General features: G+C 68.9%; 24 protein-coding genes and 1 pseudogene. 12 read left to right on the plus strand and 13 right to left on the minus strand.

Features of this window, described 5'->3' with window-relative positions; all coding sequences use genetic code 11:
* Positions 1–70 precede the first annotated feature (70 nt).
* The 7 genes and pseudogenes from BS83_RS30940 to BS83_RS30970 form a co-directional block, all read right to left on the minus strand.
* Positions 71–1,604 (minus strand): annotated as a pseudogene (locus BS83_RS30940) (ISKra4 family transposase).
* Between the two features lie 70 nt (positions 1,605–1,674).
* On the minus strand, positions 1,675–2,217 hold the full coding sequence (locus BS83_RS30945; protein WP_037606719.1) for a hypothetical protein: 543 nt from the start codon (positions 2,215–2,217) through the stop codon (positions 1,675–1,677).
* 110 nt (positions 2,218–2,327) lie between these two features.
* Complete coding sequence (locus BS83_RS30950; RefSeq protein ID WP_037606720.1) at positions 2,328–2,774, minus strand: hypothetical protein; 447 nt, start codon at positions 2,772–2,774, stop codon at positions 2,328–2,330.
* A gap of 208 nt (positions 2,775–2,982) precedes the next feature.
* Positions 2,983–3,927 carry a DUF4238 domain-containing protein gene (locus BS83_RS49000; RefSeq protein ID WP_157597375.1) on the minus strand — a complete coding sequence of 315 codons (945 nt, stop codon included), beginning with the start codon at positions 3,925–3,927 and terminating at the stop codon, positions 2,983–2,985.
* A gap of 112 nt (positions 3,928–4,039) precedes the next feature.
* Entirely contained in the window at positions 4,040–5,359 is a 1,320-nt protein-coding gene (locus tag BS83_RS30960; RefSeq protein ID WP_037606722.1) for an ISL3 family transposase, read from the minus strand.
* A gap of 246 nt (positions 5,360–5,605) precedes the next feature.
* Entirely contained in the window at positions 5,606–6,421 is an 816-nt protein-coding gene (locus tag BS83_RS30965) for a hypothetical protein (RefSeq protein ID WP_037606724.1), read from the minus strand.
* Positions 6,422–6,507: 86 nt separating this feature from the next.
* Positions 6,508–7,188: a DUF488 family protein, N3 subclade gene (locus tag BS83_RS30970; RefSeq protein ID WP_084715147.1), complete on the minus strand. Its 681-nt coding sequence runs from the start codon at positions 7,186–7,188 to the stop codon at positions 6,508–6,510.
* A 695-nt stretch (positions 7,189–7,883) separates the two neighbouring features.
* On the opposite strand from BS83_RS30970, the gene BS83_RS45850 reads away from it, so the two are divergent.
* A complete protein-coding gene (locus BS83_RS45850; RefSeq protein ID WP_051944372.1) occupies positions 7,884–8,351 on the plus strand; it encodes an NUDIX domain-containing protein in 468 nt (155 codons plus the stop codon).
* 154 nt (positions 8,352–8,505) lie between these two features.
* On the opposite strand, the gene BS83_RS42365 is transcribed toward BS83_RS45850, so the two are convergent.
* From BS83_RS42365 to BS83_RS42370, 6 genes are all read right to left on the minus strand, one after another.
* Positions 8,506–8,790 carry a hypothetical protein gene (locus tag BS83_RS42365; RefSeq protein WP_051944373.1) on the minus strand — a complete coding sequence of 95 codons (285 nt, stop codon included), beginning with the start codon at positions 8,788–8,790 and terminating at the stop codon, positions 8,506–8,508.
* A 629-nt stretch (positions 8,791–9,419) separates the two neighbouring features.
* A complete protein-coding gene (locus BS83_RS30990; protein ID WP_037606726.1) occupies positions 9,420–9,599 on the minus strand; it encodes a hypothetical protein in 180 nt (59 codons plus the stop codon).
* Between the two features lie 275 nt (positions 9,600–9,874).
* Entirely contained in the window at positions 9,875–10,726 is an 852-nt protein-coding gene (locus tag BS83_RS30995; RefSeq protein WP_037606728.1) for a helix-turn-helix domain-containing protein, read from the minus strand.
* Positions 10,727–10,735: 9 nt separating this feature from the next.
* Positions 10,736–11,260 (minus strand): DUF6879 family protein, encoded by a 525-nt coding sequence (locus BS83_RS31000; protein ID WP_037606729.1) that lies wholly within the window; start codon positions 11,258–11,260, stop codon positions 10,736–10,738.
* Positions 11,238–11,492, minus strand: a complete 255-nt coding sequence (locus BS83_RS31005; protein WP_037610208.1) for a hypothetical protein — start codon at positions 11,490–11,492, stop codon at positions 11,238–11,240. The genes BS83_RS31000 and BS83_RS31005 overlap by 23 nt, the downstream gene beginning before the upstream one ends.
* Positions 11,493–11,656: 164 nt before the next feature.
* Complete coding sequence (locus BS83_RS42370) at positions 11,657–12,115, minus strand: ATP-binding protein (protein WP_157597376.1); 459 nt, start codon at positions 12,113–12,115, stop codon at positions 11,657–11,659.
* Positions 12,116–12,250: 135 nt separating this feature from the next.
* Here BS83_RS42370 and BS83_RS44410 point away from each other — a divergent pair, with 135 nt between their 5' ends.
* From BS83_RS44410 to BS83_RS31060, 11 genes are all read left to right on the plus strand, one after another.
* Positions 12,251–12,955 (plus strand): prepilin peptidase, encoded by a 705-nt coding sequence (locus BS83_RS44410; RefSeq protein ID WP_157597377.1) that lies wholly within the window; start codon positions 12,251–12,253, stop codon positions 12,953–12,955.
* A gap of 172 nt (positions 12,956–13,127) precedes the next feature.
* Positions 13,128–13,769, plus strand: a complete 642-nt coding sequence (locus BS83_RS45855; RefSeq protein WP_157597378.1) for a hypothetical protein — start codon at positions 13,128–13,130, stop codon at positions 13,767–13,769.
* Between the two features lie 353 nt (positions 13,770–14,122).
* Positions 14,123–14,602, plus strand: coding sequence for a hypothetical protein (locus BS83_RS31020; RefSeq protein ID WP_051944375.1), 480 nt, complete (start codon positions 14,123–14,125; stop codon positions 14,600–14,602).
* A 61-nt stretch (positions 14,603–14,663) separates the two neighbouring features.
* Positions 14,664–15,362: an SAF domain-containing protein gene (locus BS83_RS42375; RefSeq protein WP_051944376.1), complete on the plus strand. Its 699-nt coding sequence runs from the start codon at positions 14,664–14,666 to the stop codon at positions 15,360–15,362.
* Positions 15,359–16,198, plus strand: coding sequence for a hypothetical protein (locus tag BS83_RS45860; RefSeq protein WP_037606732.1), 840 nt, complete (start codon positions 15,359–15,361; stop codon positions 16,196–16,198). Before BS83_RS42375 ends, BS83_RS45860 begins: the two co-directional genes overlap by 4 nt.
* A complete protein-coding gene (locus BS83_RS31035) occupies positions 16,195–17,484 on the plus strand; it encodes a CpaF family protein (RefSeq protein WP_037606734.1) in 1,290 nt (429 codons plus the stop codon). Before BS83_RS45860 ends, BS83_RS31035 begins: the two co-directional genes overlap by 4 nt.
* Before the next feature lie 40 nt (positions 17,485–17,524).
* Positions 17,525–18,433: a type II secretion system F family protein gene (locus BS83_RS31040; RefSeq protein WP_051944377.1), complete on the plus strand. Its 909-nt coding sequence runs from the start codon at positions 17,525–17,527 to the stop codon at positions 18,431–18,433.
* Complete coding sequence (locus tag BS83_RS31045) at positions 18,433–19,356, plus strand: type II secretion system F family protein (protein WP_037606735.1); 924 nt, start codon at positions 18,433–18,435, stop codon at positions 19,354–19,356. The genes BS83_RS31040 and BS83_RS31045 overlap by 1 nt, the downstream gene beginning before the upstream one ends.
* A gap of 48 nt (positions 19,357–19,404) precedes the next feature.
* Positions 19,405–19,593, plus strand: coding sequence for a hypothetical protein (locus BS83_RS31050; protein ID WP_037606736.1), 189 nt, complete (start codon positions 19,405–19,407; stop codon positions 19,591–19,593).
* A 22-nt stretch (positions 19,594–19,615) separates the two neighbouring features.
* Positions 19,616–20,062, plus strand: coding sequence for a TadE/TadG family type IV pilus assembly protein (locus BS83_RS31055; RefSeq protein ID WP_051944378.1), 447 nt, complete (start codon positions 19,616–19,618; stop codon positions 20,060–20,062).
* A 41-nt stretch (positions 20,063–20,103) separates the two neighbouring features.
* Positions 20,104–20,547 (plus strand): TadE/TadG family type IV pilus assembly protein, encoded by a 444-nt coding sequence (locus BS83_RS31060; protein WP_037606737.1) that lies wholly within the window; start codon positions 20,104–20,106, stop codon positions 20,545–20,547.
* Positions 20,548–20,569: the final 22 nt, after the last annotated feature.

Genomic DNA, 20,569 nt, shown 5'->3' on the forward strand with positions numbered 1-20,569 from the left:
CGAGGTAGCCGACAGCGGCTATCCGCACCAAACCGATTTGGGTGCAGTTCGTTTCGAGGGAAGATGTTGATCAGGCAGTGAGGGCGAACTGCTGCGGGTCGGAGTCGGGGTAGATCCGCGCGTGCTCCTTGCGGGTGTGGAAGCGCCAGTAGCGTTCGAGGTCGCCGTTGGCGACGATGGCGCGCAGTCGTAGGACGGCTTCGGCTCCGGGTAGGCCCCAGCGGGCGCCGGTGATGTCGAGGCGGTCGGCGATCAGGTGGCGGCAGGCTCCCTCGACCGCACCGGTGGCGATCGGCCACCCGTTGTCGAGGGCGGTGTCGTAGTGGAGCTGGTCGAGGTGGCCGGTCAGGTAGCGGCGGCAGGCGTCGACGGCCTCACGCCGGGCGGCCGGCAGCTGTTTGCGCTTGGCCTCGGTGGTCATCTCGGCGGCGGTGCGGGCACGCGTCGCCCGAGAGGATCGCGGTCAGGCGGTCGGCCGCCCAGGCCTCGGCCTCGGTGGTGCCCGGTTTGTGGAAGGCATGGGCGGCGGCCCAGACGTATTCGGCGACGTGCACGAAGTCCAGCAGCACGTGGACCCTGACACCGCGTCGGCCGGTCGCCGCTGCGATCAGGTCGAGCTGGTGGCGGGCCCCATCGACAAGGACGACCCACGGCCGCAGATGCTTCGGATCGCGCGCGAGGGCCTGGTCGAAGGCATCGGCAATGACCTGCTCGGGCGAACAGACCAGCGAGGCGGTGCACCACTTGTTCTCCGCCCGCGGCCCGGGGCGCGTTGGACGCTCGTTGCTGCGGCCGCCGGGCGGGTGGATCACATCATGCGGGCGCCTGGGGGCCGGGCGCGTGTCGAACACGCAGGCCACGGTCGCCATCCGTTTCCGGTTCGGCTTCTCTCCTGGCGCGAGCCGGCCGCGGTGGCCGCCCGCGGCCTTCTGGGCAGCCCGGCGGGTGGCCTCGCGCAGGGCCTCCGGGCGCATGACCACGCCCTTGCCGTCCACCTGGACCACCAGCGGCATCGAGCGGCTGCACGGGATGGGGATCGCGGTCCGGTAGAAGTCGTCGACGTCGACCGCGGCCGCGACGACGAGCTCTTCGAGTCTGCGCTTGCCGAGGACGTTCCCGCAGCGGCGCTCGACCGCGTCGTGGGCCTGGTCGAAGGAGCCGCGGACGGCCTCGGTGACGGCGAGTCGCCGTAATCCCATCGAGTGCCGGCCCGCGGGCAGGGACAGTGTCTGGTCTGCGGGGTGGATGTTGCCCAGGCCCGGCCCCCGGTGAGCGATCCGGGTGACCCGGACCGTCCCGAACACGGTGGCCAGCCATCGCGAGTGCCCGGTCTCCCGCCAGGGCCGCACCCGCCCCTCCGGCCCGGTCACCGTGGGGCCGCTACCGGCGCGGACCTGGTGCTCTTCCTGCCTGGCCCGCAGGTCCAGGTGGTCCTGCAGCAGCAGGCGAAGCAGTTCCCGCCCGGCCGCATCGAGGTGTTCCTCCAGGTCGGCGTGCGTCCAGGTGGTCGCCCGACTGCCTGACAGCGTGCGCATCAGCGTCTCGAAGGCGCTGATCGAGCGCGCAAAGGGGTCAACGGTGCATGCGGTGTCGTACGGTGTCATCTCCAGGGCTCTTCCCGTCCAGCATCGATTGGGTCGCACCTTCGAATGTAGGCGCGGAAGAGCCCTGCTGTTAACGGGAGTTGGGCAAATCGCTACCTCGGCGGCGGGCCGAGGTGAACATGCCCGGGGTGTCTTCGTCCAGCCAGCCTCGTTCGACCAGCCGCTTCAGCTTCGAGCGGGTGCCCTCGATCTTCCCGGTCTCGGCCGGCAGCCCGATTCTGGGCACGATCTGTTTGGCGCGGACCGGCCCCGGCGCGTCCGCCACCACCTCCAAGATGTCCCGGTATACCCGCGGTAGCACCTCCGCCCCCATCCCGGGCCGCCACTTCGGAACTGTCAGCACCCCGATGACCCGCCGCTCGGCTCCCGCATACGCCGACGCCACCGGTTCACCGACGGTCGGCCAATCATCATCGACACCGACCGCCGACTTCTCCGGGGTCATCTCCGCGAGCACCTCGGCGACCGTCTCCCGCGCGATCCGCAACCGCGCCAGGCTCTCCCGGGCCAGCTCCAGCTTCCCGGACAGCTCGGCGAGCTCGGCTTCGATCTCCTCGACCCGTGCTTGAGCAGTCGCCTCGCGCGCTTCCAACTCCTCGAACAGCGAGCCCATCCGCCACCCTCCTCCACCACCACGGTAGAGACGAGAGGCCGCGAGCACAGCCCCGCCGCCCGGTGATCGTCACACCCGACCGACTGCATGAACGCTTCGGTCAACATAAGTCAGGCGTCAAGGTCACGCTCAAAATCGCTGATCACCCAGGCAGGCTCCACCCACCCGGCAGGGAGCGCAGGTGTCTGCCCACGATTCTCGTTGGTGCTGACCACCCACCCGGCCTCGGTCGGCCACAAGGTGACAGCGCCCCACCACAGATAGCTGTACAGGCCTTCCCACGTGGCAGGATCGGCGAGGATCTCAGGAAGCTCATCCCGGGCGATAGCGGCTCCGTACACGATGCCCTTCTGGCCGTCCGGAGCCGTCCAGGGCTCCATGCGATGCACGGTCACCCAACCTCGGTCGACCAGGCGGAGTACTTCAGCCGGAAGGTCCACCGGCTCGCCGGCTTCGTCGATGCCGTCCACGAACGCCAGCCCTGCGGTCCCCTCAAGGGCACAGATCATCAGCTCTCGCTCGACACGCGAGAGGTCCGCCCACTGGGTCTCAGCCACACCCCGAGTGTGCCACGACCAGCGCGAATTCCCTCACCACGACCCTCAAAGAGCCCCGGCTCGTCCTCTCCCTTCAAAGGAACTGCACCCAACCGATTTCCCACTGGCACCTGGCCCGGCACCCGCGTCCTATCGCCTGACTGCCTCGGGGATTGGACCGTAGCTGCTGACCGGGACAGCGGTCCGCTGCCCTGCAGCGCAGATTGAGTTAACGAAGCGGGGCAGCGCAGAGCCAGGGCGGAAATGGACGTAGGTTTGGGACGCCTGGATCTGCAGGCGGTTCATCCCATCGACGACGTCTTTGGTGATCTTGACAATCTCGTCCAGGCGGCCGAGGGCGATCAGGTGACGTGGCCCAAGGGGAAGGACCACGGTGTTCGCATCCCCGAGAGGAACCTCCGGGCGGCATGGTGTAGCGCAGTGACAGGGCCGGGCTATCCCCGATGAGGAACTCGCCTTCGCGCGGCACGATGATTTGCAGTCCGCTGCCTGCAATCCTCCGGCGTGCGAGTTTGAACCGCTCCTCCAGCCCGGTGCGCAGCAGGGCTCCGCACTCATAGATTGACCTGGACAGGGCCAGGAACCGGTTGGCGAAATATTCCACACCCTCCGGGCCGACCAGGTGAAGGTTGTACTCGTTCAGCGCTGCGAACCGGACTCGCTCGGCGCCAGTGGTCACCATCCTGTGATAATGAGCGGCGAAAACCCGGCTCCAGATGTCCTCGTGCATAGCACGGATCCGCAAGCTGCGGACGAAGTGAAGGGCAACCGTGTCGAGGAGCACCTTCTTCGCCTGGGGGTCAGCGAGGGCTTCACCAGCGTCTAGTGCTTCGAACGCCTTCGGCAAGAGGGTCTCTGTCTCCTTCCACAGATCTTCCATAGACCCGGAGGCGAAAGGCACGAAATCCTCGACCCATCCGAAACCCCTCGGCCCCCTGTCCTTCTGAGCCCGGTGAGGATGGTCCACATCGATCCGGCTGAGTTTTACGCCCCCCGACTGGGGAACAGCGAAACGCTTGAGAATCACTGCGGAGACCACATGCTGCCTGCGGACCGCGGAGGCAGTCTCGCACCGAAGTTCACCAATTCTGGCGAGGTCTGTGTGCACGCTGGCCGCGTCCGTGACTGTCTCAGGGGAGCCGACGCTCATCATCCGATGATGACAGTGCCTGCACCACCAGTCCAACGGGTTTGGGATGGTGCCTGGCGATCATGGACGCGCGGTGACGCACAATCAGAAGGGCAGGCAACCGCTTACTGGGTCTTCAAAGTTGAGCGGTGCGGAGGTGTCCGCGGGCTCGGCGGGTGGTGACGCAGCGTGTCCGTAGGCGCTGGTTGTCGGCGTTCCGGAACCCGAACGCGTTGCGGGCGACGAGCTTGATCACGCGGTTAATGCCCTCGCTCTTGGCGTTGCTGTGGCCGGTGCGGATGAACGCCTCGATCTCGGTCCACCAGCGGTCGACGGTGACGGCAAGCTGCCTCACCTCGGGGAGATCGGAGTCCGCGCACCAGGTGAGGAACTTCCAGCGGGCGTGGCCGATGCGGTGGCGGTCGGCGGCGGTGCGGGCCAGGGCGAGGAGGCTGCGCAGGTTCTCCTTGGCGATCCACGCGGTCAGCAGCCTCTGGCCGATGTCGCCTTCGTCGAGCAGGGTGTTCCACATGGCGGCGAACTGCTCGCCGGTGAGGTCCTCGCGGTTGCGCAGGAGCCGACGCCTGGCCTTCCACTCCGGGTCGTCGGCGCGTCCGCGCCGGCCGCGGATCTCGGCGGTGGTGCGGCGTCGGACGGTGGAGAGCATCTTGTTGGCGAGCTGGACGACGTGGAAGTGATCGACCACGACCGTGGCCCGGGGCAGGGCGAGGCGGACGGCGGCCCGGTAAGTGGTGGACATGTCGATGGCCACGTACTTGATGGTCTTCCTCCACTCCAGCGGGGCGGCGACGAGCCAGCTGAGCACGTCGGGGACGGTGCGGCCCTCGACCTGCCCGAGCAGCCCGCCGGTGCCGAGCGCGTCGACGAAGCCGGTGTGCCAGCGGTCGCGAACCAGGTGCCACTTGCCGGTCTCAAGGTCCTGCTCCCAGCGAGGACGTCCGCGCCTGGTCTCGTCGATGCCCAGCACCTCCACCTCGGGCAGCGGTGCCTCGGTGACCTCGCGGGCCTGATCACGGAAGGCGTCCATCACGGTCGGCCAGGACAGGTGCAGGTCGCGGGCGGCCTGGATGACGGTCGAGCCGGCGTCCCGCACCCGCCGTCCGGCCCAGTCCCGCAGCCGGGCGGTGATCCGCGCACCGGCCGGTATCTGCGGGACCTGCTCGGTGAACGACCCTCGCGGGCAGGCCGGCTCGGCACACCACCAGCGGCGCTTGTACCAGTGGAACTCCAGCCCGTTCTCCCCGTACGGCAGGTCCCGAGGCCGGGTGACGGCCGAACCCCTCACCTTGGTGGCGAACGCCCCGCACGACGGGCAGGCCGTCGCGGTCTCGTCGGCCGTGGCCAGGTGGACCCGGCGTGTGCCGTCGGTCAGCCGCTCGACCCGCACGACGGACACCCCGTCGAGATCGAGCAGCAGCGTCGTATCGTTGAGCAAGCCCGTGGCTCCTACATGATCGCTCTGCGTCAAGAACAGAAACGATCATGCACGACCACGGGCCTCTTGCTTCCCGGCCCCATCACCGACCGTGACAGCACGTCAGCCGTCCGCCCGGAGCCGCACCGCTCAACTTCGAAGACCCCGCTTACTTCTACGTTCAAAGCCTTGCGCCCGTGGCCGGCGGCTGCAAGCGTTCCCGACCTCGTCATCCGGCGACCACCCTCGGCCCCTCGGGGGCACGGGTCAGAAAAGTGCGTCTTGCTGGGGAGCCTCGAGCGCGGCGACGGTGGGGTTGAACACGCCCAGGAGCATAAACGTTCTCGGGTGGGCGGCGATGTTCCCCACGAAGAAGTGCGTCGCCCGGCCGGGCGTGATCATCCTGGTCCACCACCGGTCGCGCAGCACCTGCGGCAACTGCTCCGCGGGGTACTTGTTGCGGAACTTCCGCCAGGACTGGCCGGCCTCCCAGTCGTGCAGGCCCATGTCGTGGCCGGTACAGCTCTGGTCCTTGCACCGGAAACGGTAGCGGAAGTCGTAAGGAATCCACTCCAGAGGGCGGTGGTCCGGGTGCAGGACGTCCCCCTGGTTGACCAGACCGTGCTGCTCCGCCGTCCACGGGCGGGCCTCGGTGAGCCGGAAGGAGTCGACGGCCACTGGGCGAAACAGGCCCAGCGAGGTGCCGTCGGCCTGCTGGCGTCGTTTGATCGCACACAGCGACGGCTCGATCAAGGGGCGTGCGATCTTCAGGCGTTCTGCCCATCCGTCGCTGCTGCTGACGCTGTCCACGATGGTCAGGGTGTCGAGGTTCGGGCGCAGGCTCTCCGGCCTGCGGTCGGTATGGTGCGAGCGGACGTCCACCTCGACGACGCTGTACTTCGTGAACTGCTTGTCCTCGTCCAGCAGACGGTGCGGGATGGGGAACAGTCGCACGTGCTGCACCGGATCCGTGTCCAGCCGGATGCCCGCGACGCAGCAGGTTTCCAGGTACTTGTGCGAGACGTCGGGATAGGTCTTGACCGTGATCAGGATCCGAGCGCGTTCCCACCCCAGCGGTGTCATGTCCGACCCCCTTCGCCCCTGACACCATTGGGCGCGCACGATGACCGCTGCGCAAGAAGGCCTCCTGCGCCGCGAGTTGAGGCGAGTCAGGCCAGCGGGCTGACCGGTAGCGAGGTACGTCGATGAAGCGCCGCCAGCACGGCCTGGCGGTGGCATCGGGACTCGTCCTGCTCAAAGCAAAGGACCGCGACCGATCGCCCGGAAGCCAACTCCACGAGTTCGTCGAGCTGGCGTCTGGCCGGCTCTTCACTCATGACGCTCTCGAAGGCGGCCAGGCCCTCGCTGATCCGGCCGTCCCAGAAGGGCGCCCGGTTGTCCTTCGGGTTTCCCAAAGCCCGCAGGTGCACGTAGTCGATATCGGCTTCGGCCAGGGCCTCGCTCAGGCGGGTCTTGCTGAAGCCTCGCTTGCGGCTGATCGGCGTCAACCGCACATCCGCCACCGCGTCAACCCCGGCCTCCACCAGCGCGGTGACGAAGGAGTCGATCGTCCGGCCCTCATACCCCGTCGACCACAAGCCCGGCTCGCCGGCCGACAGCAAAACCTCGACCGTGACCTCCAGGGCATCCGCCACAGCAGCCACCGTGAACACCCCCGGCTGCCCAGCAGGCCCGCTCTCCAACCGGACCACGGTCCGCTCCGACAAACCGGCAGCCCCTGCCAGCTGGCCACGGGACCATCCGCGGGCCTCACGAAGGACCCGAACCTGCCGTCCGAGGCGGCGCGCACGCCCAGGATCGTGGGCGTCGACGCGCGGGCTCTCGGACATGTCCACCGATCCTAGCCTTCGCACCAGATGGAGTCTGAGCCGGATCCTCAAACGGGTGAACCGCAACGCAGCCTGACGTCTGACGGTCCGACGTGCCGCCTCATGATTCGCCCAAGGTCTGGCGAGGCGGGACCTGAAGGCCTCAGTCGGATGACGGCCGCCTGGGGACCACTTGGGGACCACACGCCCTGCACGCCCGCGCACGATCTACTCAAATCCAACCTTGCTGCCCGTGATCGAGCGTGCATGACGTGCAGTTCAAGGTGCTTTGTGACGTCCTCGCTCGGCTGGGGGTCAAGGGGTCGCAGGTTCAAATCCTGCCGTCCCGACTCGGACGGATGTCCAGAGTCGTAGGTCGGAGCCGGTGCCTGATTCATCAGACACCGGCTTTCGGCGTTTTTCGGCCCACTTCGGGTGGGAGCGGATTGGGAGCGGAGCTGGGAGTACTCGGCTCCCAATTCGGCCTCGAGAAGTTCGGCCATACCAATGACGCGCTCGCATTGGGCATCCACCCGCAGCGCGGGTGCTCCGAGCAGCACCTCCAGGCCTTCAGCCTCGAAGACGGCATCAAAGTCGGTGTCACGGTCACACAGCACGAGGCGCCAGCGACCCGACGCGGACGTAATCTGCCGACTGTCTGTGCGAAGGGGGACGACGGTTGGTGGGCGCCGTCAAACCCCTGGCATCCTGGGAGGATGCCGAGGATCACGTACCTGACCGAGCCCTTCGAGCACATCCGGGTCGGTGACGCCGTGGTGATCGTCGCCGTCGACGACCGGGGGCTCGTGGCCATGGTCCGGCAGAATCTGCCGCTGCACGGCGAGTCCCTGTCCGTTCCCGGCGGCATGATCGACCCCGGTGAGGAGCCGGCCGCCGCCGCGGCCCGCGAGCTCGCCGAAGAGACAGGTCTGCGGGCCTCGTCGTGGCGAACCGCTGGCGTGTTCGCGCCGATGACGACGTCGACGCAGCGGCTGCACTTCTTCGAGGCCACCGGCCTGACCCTCGGGGAGCCGGACCGGCAGCCGAACGAGGTCGCCCAAGGGATGACCTTGGAGTGGTGGCCGCTTGGGAAGGCCGTCCAGGCCGTGTGGGATGGCCAGGTGAAGCTGTCCGGGTCGGCCCTCGCGCTGCTGGCCTACGCTGCCCGCAACCCGGTCAGCTGACGAGCGCCTGCGCGTAGGGGACGGTCCACACGACGGGGTGGGCGATCCCGTGGCCGGTGTAGCCGTCCTCGCCGAACGCTTCGCCGTGGTCCGCACAGATCACGACCAGCCACGTCCCCGACGCGGCGAGCAGCCGGCCGAGGTGCTGGTCGGCCTAGGCCAGGGCGGCGGTCTGGCCGTCCATACCGTCCGGGCCGGTCCCGCCGGGCAGGTAGTGCCCGAGCGGGACGTGCGTCGCCGAGACGTTCATGAAGAGAAACAGCGGCTCGCCGTTGGGCTGGTGGGCCAGCACGGTGAGTCCTCGGTCGACCTGATGCCGGGTCGAGTCGGGTTCGCGGCTGCCGAACCGCGGCTCCCAGTGGGCCTCGCGGAACATGGCTGGGAGGACCGACCCGAGCGGCGTCTCGCTGGAGAAGTAGGTGACGCCTCCGATGCACACGGTGCGGTAGCCGGGTGCGGTGGAGCCATCGGGGATGTTCGCCGCGGGGAAGACCAGCGTGGCCGAGTCGATGGGCTTGCTGGCGGGCGGTTGGCACTCCCACAGGCGAGGCGGCTGGAACGGTGTGGTCGTCTTGGACAGGAAGCCCGCGAAGAATGCCTCGTCTGCCGGGTTCCGTTAGGAGACGAAGCAGAGGCCACTGGCGCTCAGCGCCAGGGGCCTCTTTATGTTGGGACCGACCTACGTGAGGGCCACCTCGAGCAAACGGCACCATCAGCGTTATCCCCAGGTTCCTGCGCAGCTCCTTGTGGATCACGGCCCGTCCGGGGCGTCTGAGGCGCGGTACTCCCGGACGGACAGCTACACCGGTTCCCGGTTCGTGCGGTCGACGCTCTCGCGCCACCACTGATGCCGATCGCGCAGCGGGTCAGGCCGGCGCTTCACCGCAGCCGCCCGCCGCCGCTCCGCGCACGGGCAAGAGCACAGCGGCAGCCCCGGGGCACCGACGATGTAGCCCAGGCAGTGTCCGTGGTGCAGGGTCCGGTCGAGCGGGAAGTCGCAGTGGGCACACCAGTCAGAGGTAACCGAGAAGTCGGCCGGCGGCCACGACGTTACGCGCTCGGCCGCCGTCACCTGGACCACTCCGCGACCCACTCGGGGTAGAGCGCGTGGAGTTCCTGCACGAGCACAGCACCCTCAGGCTGCAGGAAGCCGAGGAGCGCGGCACGCCGCAGCCGCTCCCACACCGCCCGGTCCACCGCACGGTCCGCGCCGTCGGCCGACGCTGGTTCTTCCTGAGCCGTGGTCATGACGTCGGCTGCTCGTGGCAGTCGCATGCGCACGGCACGCGTACCCAGCCGAGGAGCCGGTCCTGGTATCCGGGCGCGCGGCACAGCCGGTGGAGGTCTGGCCAGCGGGTACCGCCCGTGCGACACTCCGGCGTCGAGTACGCCCGCGGCAGCGGGTCGGAGTAGACGGGGCGGGACGACGTATCGGCCGCAGTGGAGGGTGCAAGAGCCATGTCATCGACGGTAGGAAGAGCCCATCCACTGGCTCCACGGTCTTGCGACTTCTTGCGCGGCGCTCACCCGAGCACGTCGACGGCCGCCTCGACCAGCGCTCGTGCGCGCGGGCCATATACCGCCAGCTGCCCCAGCGCCCGAAACGCACGCAGATAGGTAGCGATCTCGGCCGCCTCCGTGATCCGGATCTCCGCCGTCAGCGTCTCCACGATCACCGCCTCCTCGTCGTAGGCGTAGAACGGCTCCAGCGGCCACATGTCGTGGCGGTCCGCCGAGAACGGGATCACCCCGAGCGCGAGGGACGGCAGCCCCATCACGTCGAGCAGATGCCCGAGCTGGCCAGCCATCACCCCACAGCCGCCGACCCGATAGCGGAGCACCGACTCCTCGAGCAGCACCACGAAGCGGTGGTCGCCTTCGAACAGGGCACGCTGCCGCTTCATGCGCGCCTCGACGGCCGCCGGCACATCGTTGGGCGTCCCCTGGAAGCGGGTGATCGCGTCGAGGAGCGCTGTGGCGTAGCTCGGCGTCTGCAGGAACCCGCTCACCACCTTCGACCCGTAGACGCGCTGGACCCGGGTGCGCTCGTGCAGCGGCAGCAGCTCCTCCTGGGTCTGCCGGAGCCCAGAGCGGTGCTTCCTCGTCCACTGCACGTACAGGTCATCCGCGGTGCGGGTCGCCCTGATCAGGTCCGCGGCCTGGGCCGACTGCTCGCACGTGTCGCACCAGGCGCGGATGTCCGCGTCGGTGGGTACGGCCTTGGCGTGTTCGATCCGGCTGGTCTTCGCGGGGTGCCAGCCGCAGCGCTTCGACAGCCCGTCGGCGGTGAGACCGGCGTCGAGGCGCAGCTCGCGCAGGCGGCGGGCGATCGATTCGCGGGCTGCCTGCGCGGTGCTGAGGGGCGAGGTGGCCATCGGTGCGCGTCAGTCGATCCGGAAGTCCTCGTGCGGGGTCGCACGCTCCCACACCGTCTCGAACGAGTCCGTACACAGCTTCGCGGCCGCGGGGTCAGCCGTGAGTTCGTGGCGGACCAGCGCGCCGTTACCGGCGAACAGGCCGAAGCGGACTATCCCCTCGTCGAAGCACCAGAAGTCGTTGCAAGGCACGGCCACGTCGAGGGCCTGTTCGCGGGGCAGCCAGCGGACCAGCTCGCCGATCGCCAGGTTCACCACCGTGCCCGCGTGCTCGTAAGCGATGTACGCCGAGACGGGTGTCGACACGATCCGGGCCCGCCGCACGACGACGCCGCGGGCGACCGCGTCACGGACGGTGGTGGCCCAGGGACGCCAGTAGTCGCCGTCAGGGTCAAGGTTGTCCCGCGTGCCTGTGGCAATCCACTGCTGCAGTGCCCCGGACTCGTGCTCGACGCCGTAGGAGTCGCGGATCTCCAGGTGAACGGCGCTGCGCCGGCAGGTCGCGAACAGGTCATCCAAGCTCGTCGGCTGCATCGAGCGCCTTCCTGAGTGCGTTGGCCATGCGGAACGGGAGCCGGACAATGTCCTCGTGCTCGGGGATACCAGGGGTGTGGTTCGGTGCCGGCGTCGCGGTCACCTGGGCGCGCAGATCGGCGTCGGCCTTCCAACCCTGAATCACGAATTCCTGCTTCTCCTGGTCCAGCCAGATGGTGGGCGAGTCGCCGGTCTCCGTGGCCGGGTCGATTGCGATGAACTGTAACCTCATGGTCCCCTCCTGCATCAACGTCGCTGATCGGTCCTGGACACCGTCGTGCGCGAGCCGACGCAACGTCAAGAGCGTGCGAGTGCGCCAAAGGTAATCGCCATGCCACGCCACCGGAGCTTCCCACCCTCAAGATCGATTACGCGACATCCCTGGGAAGGCGCGCCTCAGCGCGGGCTCCCGCACCCGAAAGCGACAAAGACAGTCTTTCCTAGAGCGGTCCGCCGGGCCGACAGGCAGCCGGAAAACAGGCAGCTGAGCAAGCTCAGCCCACGGCCGCGCTCACCCATCGGCCCCGTTACCCAGTCCGCCAGGCCGGTCCTCCCGGGTTGGTCGCCGGGCGGCCACAGAGCTGACGGCGGAAACTCTCGGCTGCCGTCGTCGCACTCGAGGACATGCTCGGTGCCGTTGCTCACCAACCTGAGCGCATAGGGGCCGGCCGCGTGCTCGGTGGCATTGGCTACGAGTTCGGATGCGGCCAGGAGCACGTTGTCCACGAGATCGTCATCGAGGTCCAGCCGAAGCAGCTCTGGGCGCAACATCAAGCGTGCAAGGCGGGTCGGATGTTCGGTCTCGGTGCTCCATTGCAGGACGGTCACACACGCGGCACCCGGCTGTGCGTTCACGCCGCGCTCCAGACGACCGAGCGACTCGTGCGTCGGCCTTGGCGTCGGTGACGTCCGCCACCGGGGCGAAGGTACGCGCGCGTGTCGTGTGCGACGAGCCTGAGGTTAAACGGACTGAGCGGCAACATCTCGAGCATGATGAGCAGGACAAACATGAACACCTCGGACCTCCGGACCAGGCTGGGCGGAGCACCACGACACCCTGACCAGCGCAATAAGGGCCAGGGGTCTCTCGAAGAGACTTCCGCGAGCATCGAGGCGGCATCCCGAAACGTCGGACGCGACGAAGGGCTCGCGGTGCTGAAGTGGCGGTGGCCTGTCGTCGTGGTTGCGGCGGGCGCGAGCGCCGCCATGTTGGGCGAGCGGCTTCCAGCGCCGACCGATGCTCCGGCCTACTGGTTCGTTCTGGTGGTGGTTGGGCCAGTTCTCTGCGTGCTCGACGTGGTGCTGCTGCGTCTGCCAGATGCGATTGTTCTGCCTGCGACGCCGGTTGCCCTGGCACTCATCGCCGCATCAGCGCCTGCCCACGGAAATCCAGCTGTGATTGCCCGTGCGCTCGCTGCTGGCGTGGTGTCCGGGGCGGTTCTGGCCAGTCTCTCGATTGTTTCGCGAGGCGGCCTAGGTTGGGGCGATGTGAAGGTCAGCGCCGGACTTCTCGGTCCTTTGCTTGGCTCCGTCAGTTGGGGGGCGCTTGCTGAAGCCGCGCTGCTCGCCTTCGGGGGCGCAGCGGTTGCCGGCCGCGTGCCTCTCCGCCGCAGCGAAGGGGTTCGACGCGTGCCGCTCGGGCCGTTCCTGTTCGGGGCGACGCTGGTGGTCGCACTCGTCAACCCGCTCCGGTGATTTCACGTGGAAGTTCCCTGAAACGAGCGTTAATTCAGTCGTACTCGTACCACTCAGGAGTGACTTGCGTGTACGCCGGGAAACATCGGGGGCATCCTGGCATCTCTGCTCGTAACAGACAGTCGCAAACGGAGCGCGGACGGGATCCGCGTGCCTGGGGAGGTGTACTCCGATGAAGCTAAAGCTCAGGCAGCGGGTGTTGTTTTCTGCACTGGTCACGGCATCGGCCACGGCACTGCTAGGTGGATGCACCACGTCATCGCAGCCAGGCACCGCCAGTGACGCTGCGTCAACCAGCAAGACTGGGCTGACCTCACCTGGCGCCATTTCTTCCCCGTCATCTGCTGGTGTCGGACTTCCGTCGCCCTGGGCCTCGGACAAGGGATCGCCCGCACAGCGGGCTGCAGCGCAGGGGGCTCTCGTCGCCTACCAAGGGATGTGGAACGACCTGGTCCGGCTCGGCGCGACGTCGGACTGGAAGAACCCAGAAATGGGCCGGTACATGACGGGGGGCGTGCTCTCCAGCTGGTCCACTTCCCTGGCGAAGAACAAGCGCGACGGACTGGTACTTCGTGGCTCGACGAAAGACATGCCACGAGTTGTCTCCGTGTCACCTGCCGGCCAGCCGACGCGGGTTGAGATCGCGGACTGCGTCAGCGACAGCAACTGGCTGCAATACGTCGCGACGACAGGCAAGGTGGCCAACGCCACCCCCGGTGGATGGCGACGTAGTGAGGCCGTTGTCTCGTACGACACAGACTGGGAACGCTGGTTGGTCAGCCAGCAGGTGATTGGCGAGGTCGGCTCTTGCTGAGACGTACAAGCGTCGTCCTGGCATCGACTGCACTGGCCAGCTCACTGGCGGTGTCAGCCGTCGCCGACGGAGGGATGCAGGGCAAGGCCACGGCGGCATGCCAAGGTAGCCGCTGCGCCGTCGAAGCGGTCAGTGGCACCTCACAGGGTTCCGCTCATGGCTCGGTGGAACATGCAGCCTCCCGACCACCCTGCACCTACGTATCCGCAAGCGAGATCACGACGGCGGACGACGGGTCGAGGGGGCAGTGGTACCGCCTCGACTGCGGGAAGGGTTTCGACCAGGGTCAGTTCGGCGGTCCCGCCCTGCCCCTGTGGGCAGCGGCAGGCCAGCCAGCCCCTGCCGTGAGCCCGGTGACCGTGGCGCAACAGGCGGAGAGCAAACTGGTGCTGCCTTCTCCGGTGGTGTCGTTCAGTCCGGCCGGCTTCCAGGTGGTGCGGGTTCCGACGTGGATGTGGATCATCCCTGGCCGGTGGCGTCCCGTCACGGCTACCGCGCAGGTCCCGGGGGTGAGCGTGACCGCGACGGCCACGCCCTCGTCCGTGCAGTGGGCTCTGGGCGACGGGACGCAGCTGACCTGCGCCGGGCCTGGCACACCCTGGCGGCCAGGTGGCGATCCTGCTGCATCGTCGCCGGACTGCGGGCACCTCTTCGAGCGCCCCTCGGCCGATCAGCCCGGCGGCACCTACGCCGTGACCGTCCGGATGCACTGGCGCGTGGACTGGGCCGGCGGCGGCCAGCATGGCGTGTTCCCTGATCTGGCGTCCACGAGCACAGTCTCGGTCCGGGTGGAGGAGGTCCACTCCTTGGTGACCAGCAACCAGACGCGCTGACTGAGCCGCTCAGCTCCTCCACTTCATTTTCTTCTTCCTTGTACCGAGCCGGGAGGTTGGTATGCGCCTTGTGGCGCAGCGGCAGAAGCCGCAGTTTGAAAGCGATGACTGGGTGCTCCAGGCCGCGAGCGGGCTTGAGCAGGCCGGGCAGGAGCGGCGGCGTTCGCTGCTGCGCGCAGCGGCCGGGGTCGCGACGGTCGTCGTGGCAGCCGGAGCCGGGCTGGCATTGTGGTCGGCGACGCAGCAGCGCACCGAGGTGCTCGCCCTGGCGCATCCGGTCGCATTCGGGCAGGTGATCGGTCCAGCGGACGTGCGGGTCGTGGACGCCTCCTCGCTCCCAGGAATCCCGGCGCTTACGGCATCGCAGACGGGGCTGGTGGTGGGTCACCGGGCGGCGGCGTCGTTGCCGGCGGGGACGCTGTTGACGGCGGCGTTGGTCAACTCCTCCGCGCTGACGGCGGGGCAGGACGGCGTGTCGCTGGTGGTCAAGGAGGGTCACTGCCCGGCCTTGACTGTGGGTGACTTGGTCCGGATCGAGGACACCGGCAGCAGTTCCCCATCATCCGGTTCGGCGTCCGGTCCGGAGGGTCAGGCGGTGACGGCTTCGGTGCTGTCGGTCCAGCCTGCCGCGGACACGGCGAGCGGGGCGGGATCGGTCGTGCTGACGGTCTCCGTGGGTGACGCGGACGCGCTGCGGCTGGCGTCGATGGCAGCTCCGGCGGTGGTGCTGACCGGTGCTGCCTCGGGAGCCGCACAGTGAGCCCGGACGTGCGGCGGATCGTCGCGTTCGGCGCGGTGACCGGGGCGCCGGGGGTCACGACGGTGGTCGGCGCGACGTCGGCCGCTTGGCGGTCGGGGGCGGGGCGGCCGCTGGTGTGGGAGGCGGATCCGGCCGGCGGAGTGCTGCAGCAGGTGATCAATCCCGGTGGTGAGGCCGGGCTGGTGACGGTCGCGGGCGTCGCGCGGCGGGAGGGCCTGGTCCACGGCAAGGTGCTGGAGTACGCCGGCCAACTGGTGGGCGGCGTGCCCGTGGTCACGGCGCCGCTGCATCCTGGGCAGGCGAAGGCGGCCCTGGAGGAGCTGGCCCCGCTGTGGGAGACCGCGGAGACCGGGCCGGTGCCGTGGTTGGTTGATATCGGCCGGATCGACCCGTCCGTGCCGTTGCCCCACGGGGTGTGGGGGTGCGGCGACGCCCTGGTCCTGGTCACGCGAGGCGATCGGCACGCGCTGCTGTACGGGGCCCTGATCGCGAGGAGGGCAGCCGAGCGCGGGCTGCCTGTGGTGGTGGCTCTGGTGGGCGACTGTCCGGAGAGCGATCGGGAGATCCTGCGCGCGCTCGGAACGGCCGGCGTGGTCCGTCTGCCGTGGGATCCGTTCACGGCCGCCGTGCTCCGGGGCCAGTGGGCCGGCGGCCTGCCGACACGCCGTGCCCTGTTGGGCGGACGGCTCGCAGGACGGTCCCGGCGACAGGATTATCCGCTCGTCGCGGCAGCATCGGGTCTGGTCCGGCAGCTGGAACGCCTGCTCGGCACCGCCGAGGCTGAGACGCCCGCAGCGCTGACGGCCGGGCCGCTTGCTCTGCGGGGCAGCTCGTGACCGTGACGGACGAGACGGTCAGGACTCTCGCGAACGAGTTCCGCACCCGGATCGGCCGCCAGCTCGTGGCCGCGGAGCAGCAGGCCGGGTCGCGCGGCCTGACCTCGGAAGCCCGGTGGGCGCTGGCCGAGCAACTGCTGCAGCAGGAGCTGCGGCAGGACGCGGTCGCACGACTTCGGCGAGCCGAGTCGCCACTGGACGAGGAAGCGGAGACCAGGGTCTGCGACGAGGTCCGCGCGGGCATGACCGTGCTGGGCAGCATCGGCGACCTGCTCGCGGATGACCGGGTGGAGGACATCCTCGTCAACGACCTGGATCACGTCTTCGTCCACTACGCCGGAGGCCGTCGCGAACGCTTACCTCGCCAAGTCGCCGACTCCGTTGAGGCGCTGACGGAGATGGTGCGGCAGGTCGCGGTGTCGTGCGGCGCCGAGGAGCGGCGGTTCGACCGCGCCAGTCCGTTCCTGTCGGCGCAGTTGCCGGACGGATCCCGGCTGTTCGCCGCCTTCGACGCGCACGGGACCCCGACGCTGTCGATCCGCAGGCACCGGCTGCGCACGGCCACGCTGGACGATCTCGTGGGCCCGGGCATGCTCAGCCGCGAACTCAGCGAGGAGCTGCGGCTGATGGTCCGCGCCCGGCTGAGCATCCTGTTCGCCGGCGGTCCGGGGGTGGGCAAGACCACGGTCATGTCCGCCTGCCTGAACGAGACTGACCCGAGCGAGCGGATCATCACGATCGAGGACACCCTGGAGCTGAACCTGCACCGCAACGGCCGCCACCGCAACGTGGTCCCGTTGCAGGCCAGGGAGGCGAACCTGGAGGGCGTCGGCGAGATCACGCAAGCGGAGCTGGTGCGCTGGTCGCTGCGGATGAGCCCGGACCGGGTCATCGTCGGCGAATGCCGCGGACCCGAGGTGGTCGCGATGCTGAACGCGTTCTCCGTCGGCAACGAGGGTTCGATGTCCTCGATCCACGCGGCGACATCACGGGGAGCGTTCATGAAGCTGGCCGCCTACGCGGCGCAGGGGCCGGAGAAGCTGACCGTCGAGGCCACCAACCAGCTGATCGCCTCGTCTCTGCACGTCGTGGTGCAGCTGTCGCGAGCGACGGACGGCAGGCGGGTTGTGTCCTCGGTGCGGGAGATCATCGACGCCGACGGCGTGCAGATCATCTCCAACGAGCTGTGGGAACCGGGCCCGGACCGGCGCGCCCGCCGCGCCGCCCCGCCCTCCCCGCACTTGCGCGAACTCCTCGGCCAGCTGCAGCCCAGCTACAGCCGCTGACCCGGTACTGACCAACACCAAAGAAGGAACGACGACTTCGATGACGATGTCCTCCTGGGACACTTTCGCCTCCGCAGGCTGTGGTGCGCTGCTGGGCGTGGGCGTGGTCACTGTGTACTGCGGTGTGGCCGGCATTCGCGTGTCGAGCCTGTATCCACGACAAGCTGTGGAGTGGGCTCGTCGGCGCAGCCCCGCCGTGACGAAACGCTCGGTGGGCCCGCGGATCCTCGGGATTGCGGCCGCCGGGTGCGGCGTACTGGCTGTGTCGGGATGGCCGGTCCTTGGGCTGGTCGCGGCGTGGGCCGCGTGGGCGTTGCCCGGCCTGCTCGGTCCGGATCGGGAGCACCAGCAGCGCCTGGCGCAGGTCGAGGCCGTAGCCGGTTGGACGGAGCAGCTGCGGGACACCCTCTCCGCCGCTGCGGGGCTGTCGCAGGCGATCCGCGCCACCGGTCCCCTGGCCCCGGCGGCGATCCGCCCACAAGTAGCCTCCCTGGTGGAGCGTATGGACGGCGGCATGCCGCTGGCGAGCGCCTTGCGCGTGTTCGCCGATGAGCTCGCCGACCCTCTGGCCGACCTGGTCGTGGTGGCGCTGTTGACGGCGTCGCGCCGGCAGTCCGGTCGGCTCACCGAGCTGCTCGCGGCACTCGCCGACACCACCCGCGAGCAGGCCCGTGCACGGATCCGGGTGCACACGTCGCAGGCGCGGGTCCGCACCGCGCAACGGTTGATCACTGGGGTCTCCCTGGGCATGCCGGTCGCGCTGATGCTGCTGGACGCGTCGTTCATGTCTCCCTTCGGCACTGCGGCGGGCCAGCTGGTCCTGCTGTGGATCGCGCTGGTCTTCGCCGCAGGGTTCGCGATGATCCGGCGCCTGGCTCGGTTCCGCGAAGGCCCGCGTCTGCTGAACTCGCGCCCAGGCCTGCTGGCCCCGTCCTCGGGTGGTGCGTGATGACGCTGCTCGTTCTCTTTCTGTCCGCGGCCGTCGGAGGCGGTGTCTGGACCGCGGTGACCGCTCTGCGTCCGCAGCGCGTTCGGCTCGCGGTCGAGGTCGCCCGCCTCACCACGCCAGCACCCGCCGCGCCCAGCAGTGAAGCCACGGTGGCGTCTCCCCAGGTCATGGGAATCGCGGAGGGCTGGGCCGGACGGCTCGGCTCCAGACTAGCTCCTGCCCTCTCGGCCTGCGGGCTGCCGGGACCGAAGGTGCGCGCCGACCTTGCCGCGCTCGGCAAGCCGGCAGAGCGGCATCTGGCGGAGAAGGCCCTGGCCGCGCTGCTCGGGCTCGTCACCCCGTGGCCGCTGTGCCTCGCGATCAGCGTCCTCGGCATCCAACCGGGCTGGACGGCACCTGCGGGGCTTGCCGTGCTGCTCGGAGCCGCAGGCTTCCTCGCCCCTGACCTCGCGCTGCGCTCCACCGCAGCCGAGTGGCGTCACACCGTCCGCCACGCTCTGTCGGCCTGGTTGGACATGACGGGCGTCGCACTGTCCGGAGGCGCGGGTGTGGAGCAGGCTCTGCGGGACGCCGCGATGGAGGGCGAAGGTGAGGCCTTCGACGCTTTCCGTCTGGTTCTGCGCGCGGCGGAGATCACGCGTACCCCGCCCTGGGACCGGCTCCGCGACCTCGGCCTGCGTCTCGGTGTCACCGATCTGGACGAGCTCGCCTGCTCGATCGCGCTCGCCGGTGGTGAGGGGGCCCGTGTCCGCAACACCCTCATGGCCAAGGCGTCCTCGCTTCGCGCGCACCTGCTCGCGGACGCCGAAGCGGCGGTCTCCTCCGCGACTGAGCGGATGGCCATCCCGGTCGCCCTCATGATGACCGGCTTCCTCGGCATCCTCGCCTATCCCTCATTGGCCAATGCCATGCAGTCGCTGTGAGCCCGGACTCCCTTCCCCGCCCACCACGTTCGAAGAATCAGGACCGTCATGCACCATGAACTCGCCTGCCTCACCGCCCGCCTCCGCGTGCTCGCTGCCCGTCTCAGGGATCTCGGCGACGACGGCTACAGCACCGAGGCCGTCATCGTGACCGCCTTGCTGGTCATCCTCGCCATCACTGTCATCGGCGTGATCAGCGCGAAGGTCATCGCCAAGGTCAACAGCATCAACCTGTAACCCGGCGAACCGAGGAACCCCCGTGATCAAGCACACTCGCCTCGGCGAACAGTCGCTACGCCGGCCACAGGTCCGCCGCGACAAGCAAGTGACGGACGAGGGCTCGGCGACGGTCGAGACCGCGCTCGCGATGGTCCTGCTGATGCTGCTGCTCATGGGCATCGTGCAATTTGCCCTCCTGGAACACGCATCGCACATCGCCAAGGCCGCCGCCGCGAACGCGCTCGCCCAGGCCCAAACCGAGACAGGCACGGCGGCAGACGGCCACAGCGCGGGAGCACAAGCGCTTACCCAACTCGGGGGCGACGTACTGCAGAACGCGCGACTGACGGTGATCCGGACACCGGACCAGGTGACCTCCGTGGTCCAGGGCCAAGTCCTGAGCGTCTTCCCGGGACTGCACTTGCCCGTGACCGCACACGCCGCCGGTCCCGTCGAACGCGTCGCGCCGCTGGCCTCGGCACCGTGACCTCCGCTGTCGAATCAACCGTCCCCCTTCGAGGATCTGCCGTGCTCAAGCACCGACCAGCCTCCGTCGGCATGCGTGACCGCGGCTCCGCCAGCGTCGAGGTCGTCCTGGTCGCGCCGGTCATGCTGTTGCTCCTGCTCTGCGCCGTCGCGCTGGGGCGGTTGGTCAACGCCCGACTGGACGTGGACTCCGCCGCTCAGCAGGCGGCAAGAGCGGCATCCCTGCTGCGGCTGCCGGGGAAAGCACAGCAGGTCGCCGACCAGACCGCGCGTACCGCTCTCGCCGAGACCGGCCGGGCATGCCAGGGTTTCGACGTCACGGCCGACACGAGCCACTTCACGGCAGGCGGCAGTGTGACGGTCACGGTCGCCTGCACCACCGAGCTGTCCGACCTCGGGATTCCGCTGCCGGGCAGTCATGTGTCTCGTTCGACGGCTTCGGTGCCCGTCGACTCCTACGAGTACGTAGCGGACGGGAGGCATTAGGTGAGGCGCAGGTTCGTACCGC

This window comes from Streptacidiphilus rugosus AM-16 (assembly GCF_000744655.1).
Taxonomy (GTDB): domain Bacteria; phylum Actinomycetota; class Actinomycetes; order Streptomycetales; family Streptomycetaceae; genus Streptacidiphilus; species Streptacidiphilus rugosus.

Bases quoted from the DNA above. Each gene is read 5' to 3' on its own strand.
- BS83_RS30945 (WP_037606719.1), bottom strand. From the start codon at position 2,217: ATGGGCTCGCTGTTCGAGGAGTTGGAAGCGCGCGAGGCGACTGCTCAA.
- BS83_RS49000 (WP_157597375.1), bottom strand. From the start codon at position 3,927: ATGATGAGCGTCGGCTCCCCTGAGACAGTCACGGACGCGGCCAGCGTG.
- BS83_RS30965 (WP_037606724.1), bottom strand. From the start codon at position 6,421: ATGACACCGCTGGGGTGGGAACGCGCTCGGATCCTGATCACGGTCAAG.
- BS83_RS30970 (WP_084715147.1), bottom strand. From the start codon at position 7,188: ATGTCCGAGAGCCCGCGCGTCGACGCCCACGATCCTGGGCGTGCGCGC.
- BS83_RS45850 (WP_051944372.1), top strand. From the start codon at position 7,884: ATGCCGAGGATCACGTACCTGACCGAGCCCTTCGAGCACATCCGGGTC.
- BS83_RS30990 (WP_037606726.1), bottom strand. From the start codon at position 9,599: ATGACCACGGCTCAGGAAGAACCAGCGTCGGCCGACGGCGCGGACCGT.
- BS83_RS30995 (WP_037606728.1), bottom strand. From the start codon at position 10,726: ATGGCCACCTCGCCCCTCAGCACCGCGCAGGCAGCCCGCGAATCGATC.
- BS83_RS31000 (WP_037606729.1), bottom strand. From the start codon at position 11,260: ATGCAGCCGACGAGCTTGGATGACCTGTTCGCGACCTGCCGGCGCAGC.
- BS83_RS31005 (WP_037610208.1), bottom strand. From the start codon at position 11,492: ATGAGGTTACAGTTCATCGCAATCGACCCGGCCACGGAGACCGGCGAC.
- BS83_RS44410 (WP_157597377.1), top strand. From the start codon at position 12,251: ATGATGAGCAGGACAAACATGAACACCTCGGACCTCCGGACCAGGCTG.
- BS83_RS45855 (WP_157597378.1), top strand. From the start codon at position 13,128: ATGAAGCTAAAGCTCAGGCAGCGGGTGTTGTTTTCTGCACTGGTCACG.
- BS83_RS42375 (WP_051944376.1), top strand. From the start codon at position 14,664: ATGCGCCTTGTGGCGCAGCGGCAGAAGCCGCAGTTTGAAAGCGATGAC.
- BS83_RS31040 (WP_051944377.1), top strand. From the start codon at position 17,525: ATGACGATGTCCTCCTGGGACACTTTCGCCTCCGCAGGCTGTGGTGCG.
- BS83_RS31045 (WP_037606735.1), top strand. From the start codon at position 18,433: ATGACGCTGCTCGTTCTCTTTCTGTCCGCGGCCGTCGGAGGCGGTGTC.
- BS83_RS31050 (WP_037606736.1), top strand. From the start codon at position 19,405: ATGCACCATGAACTCGCCTGCCTCACCGCCCGCCTCCGCGTGCTCGCT.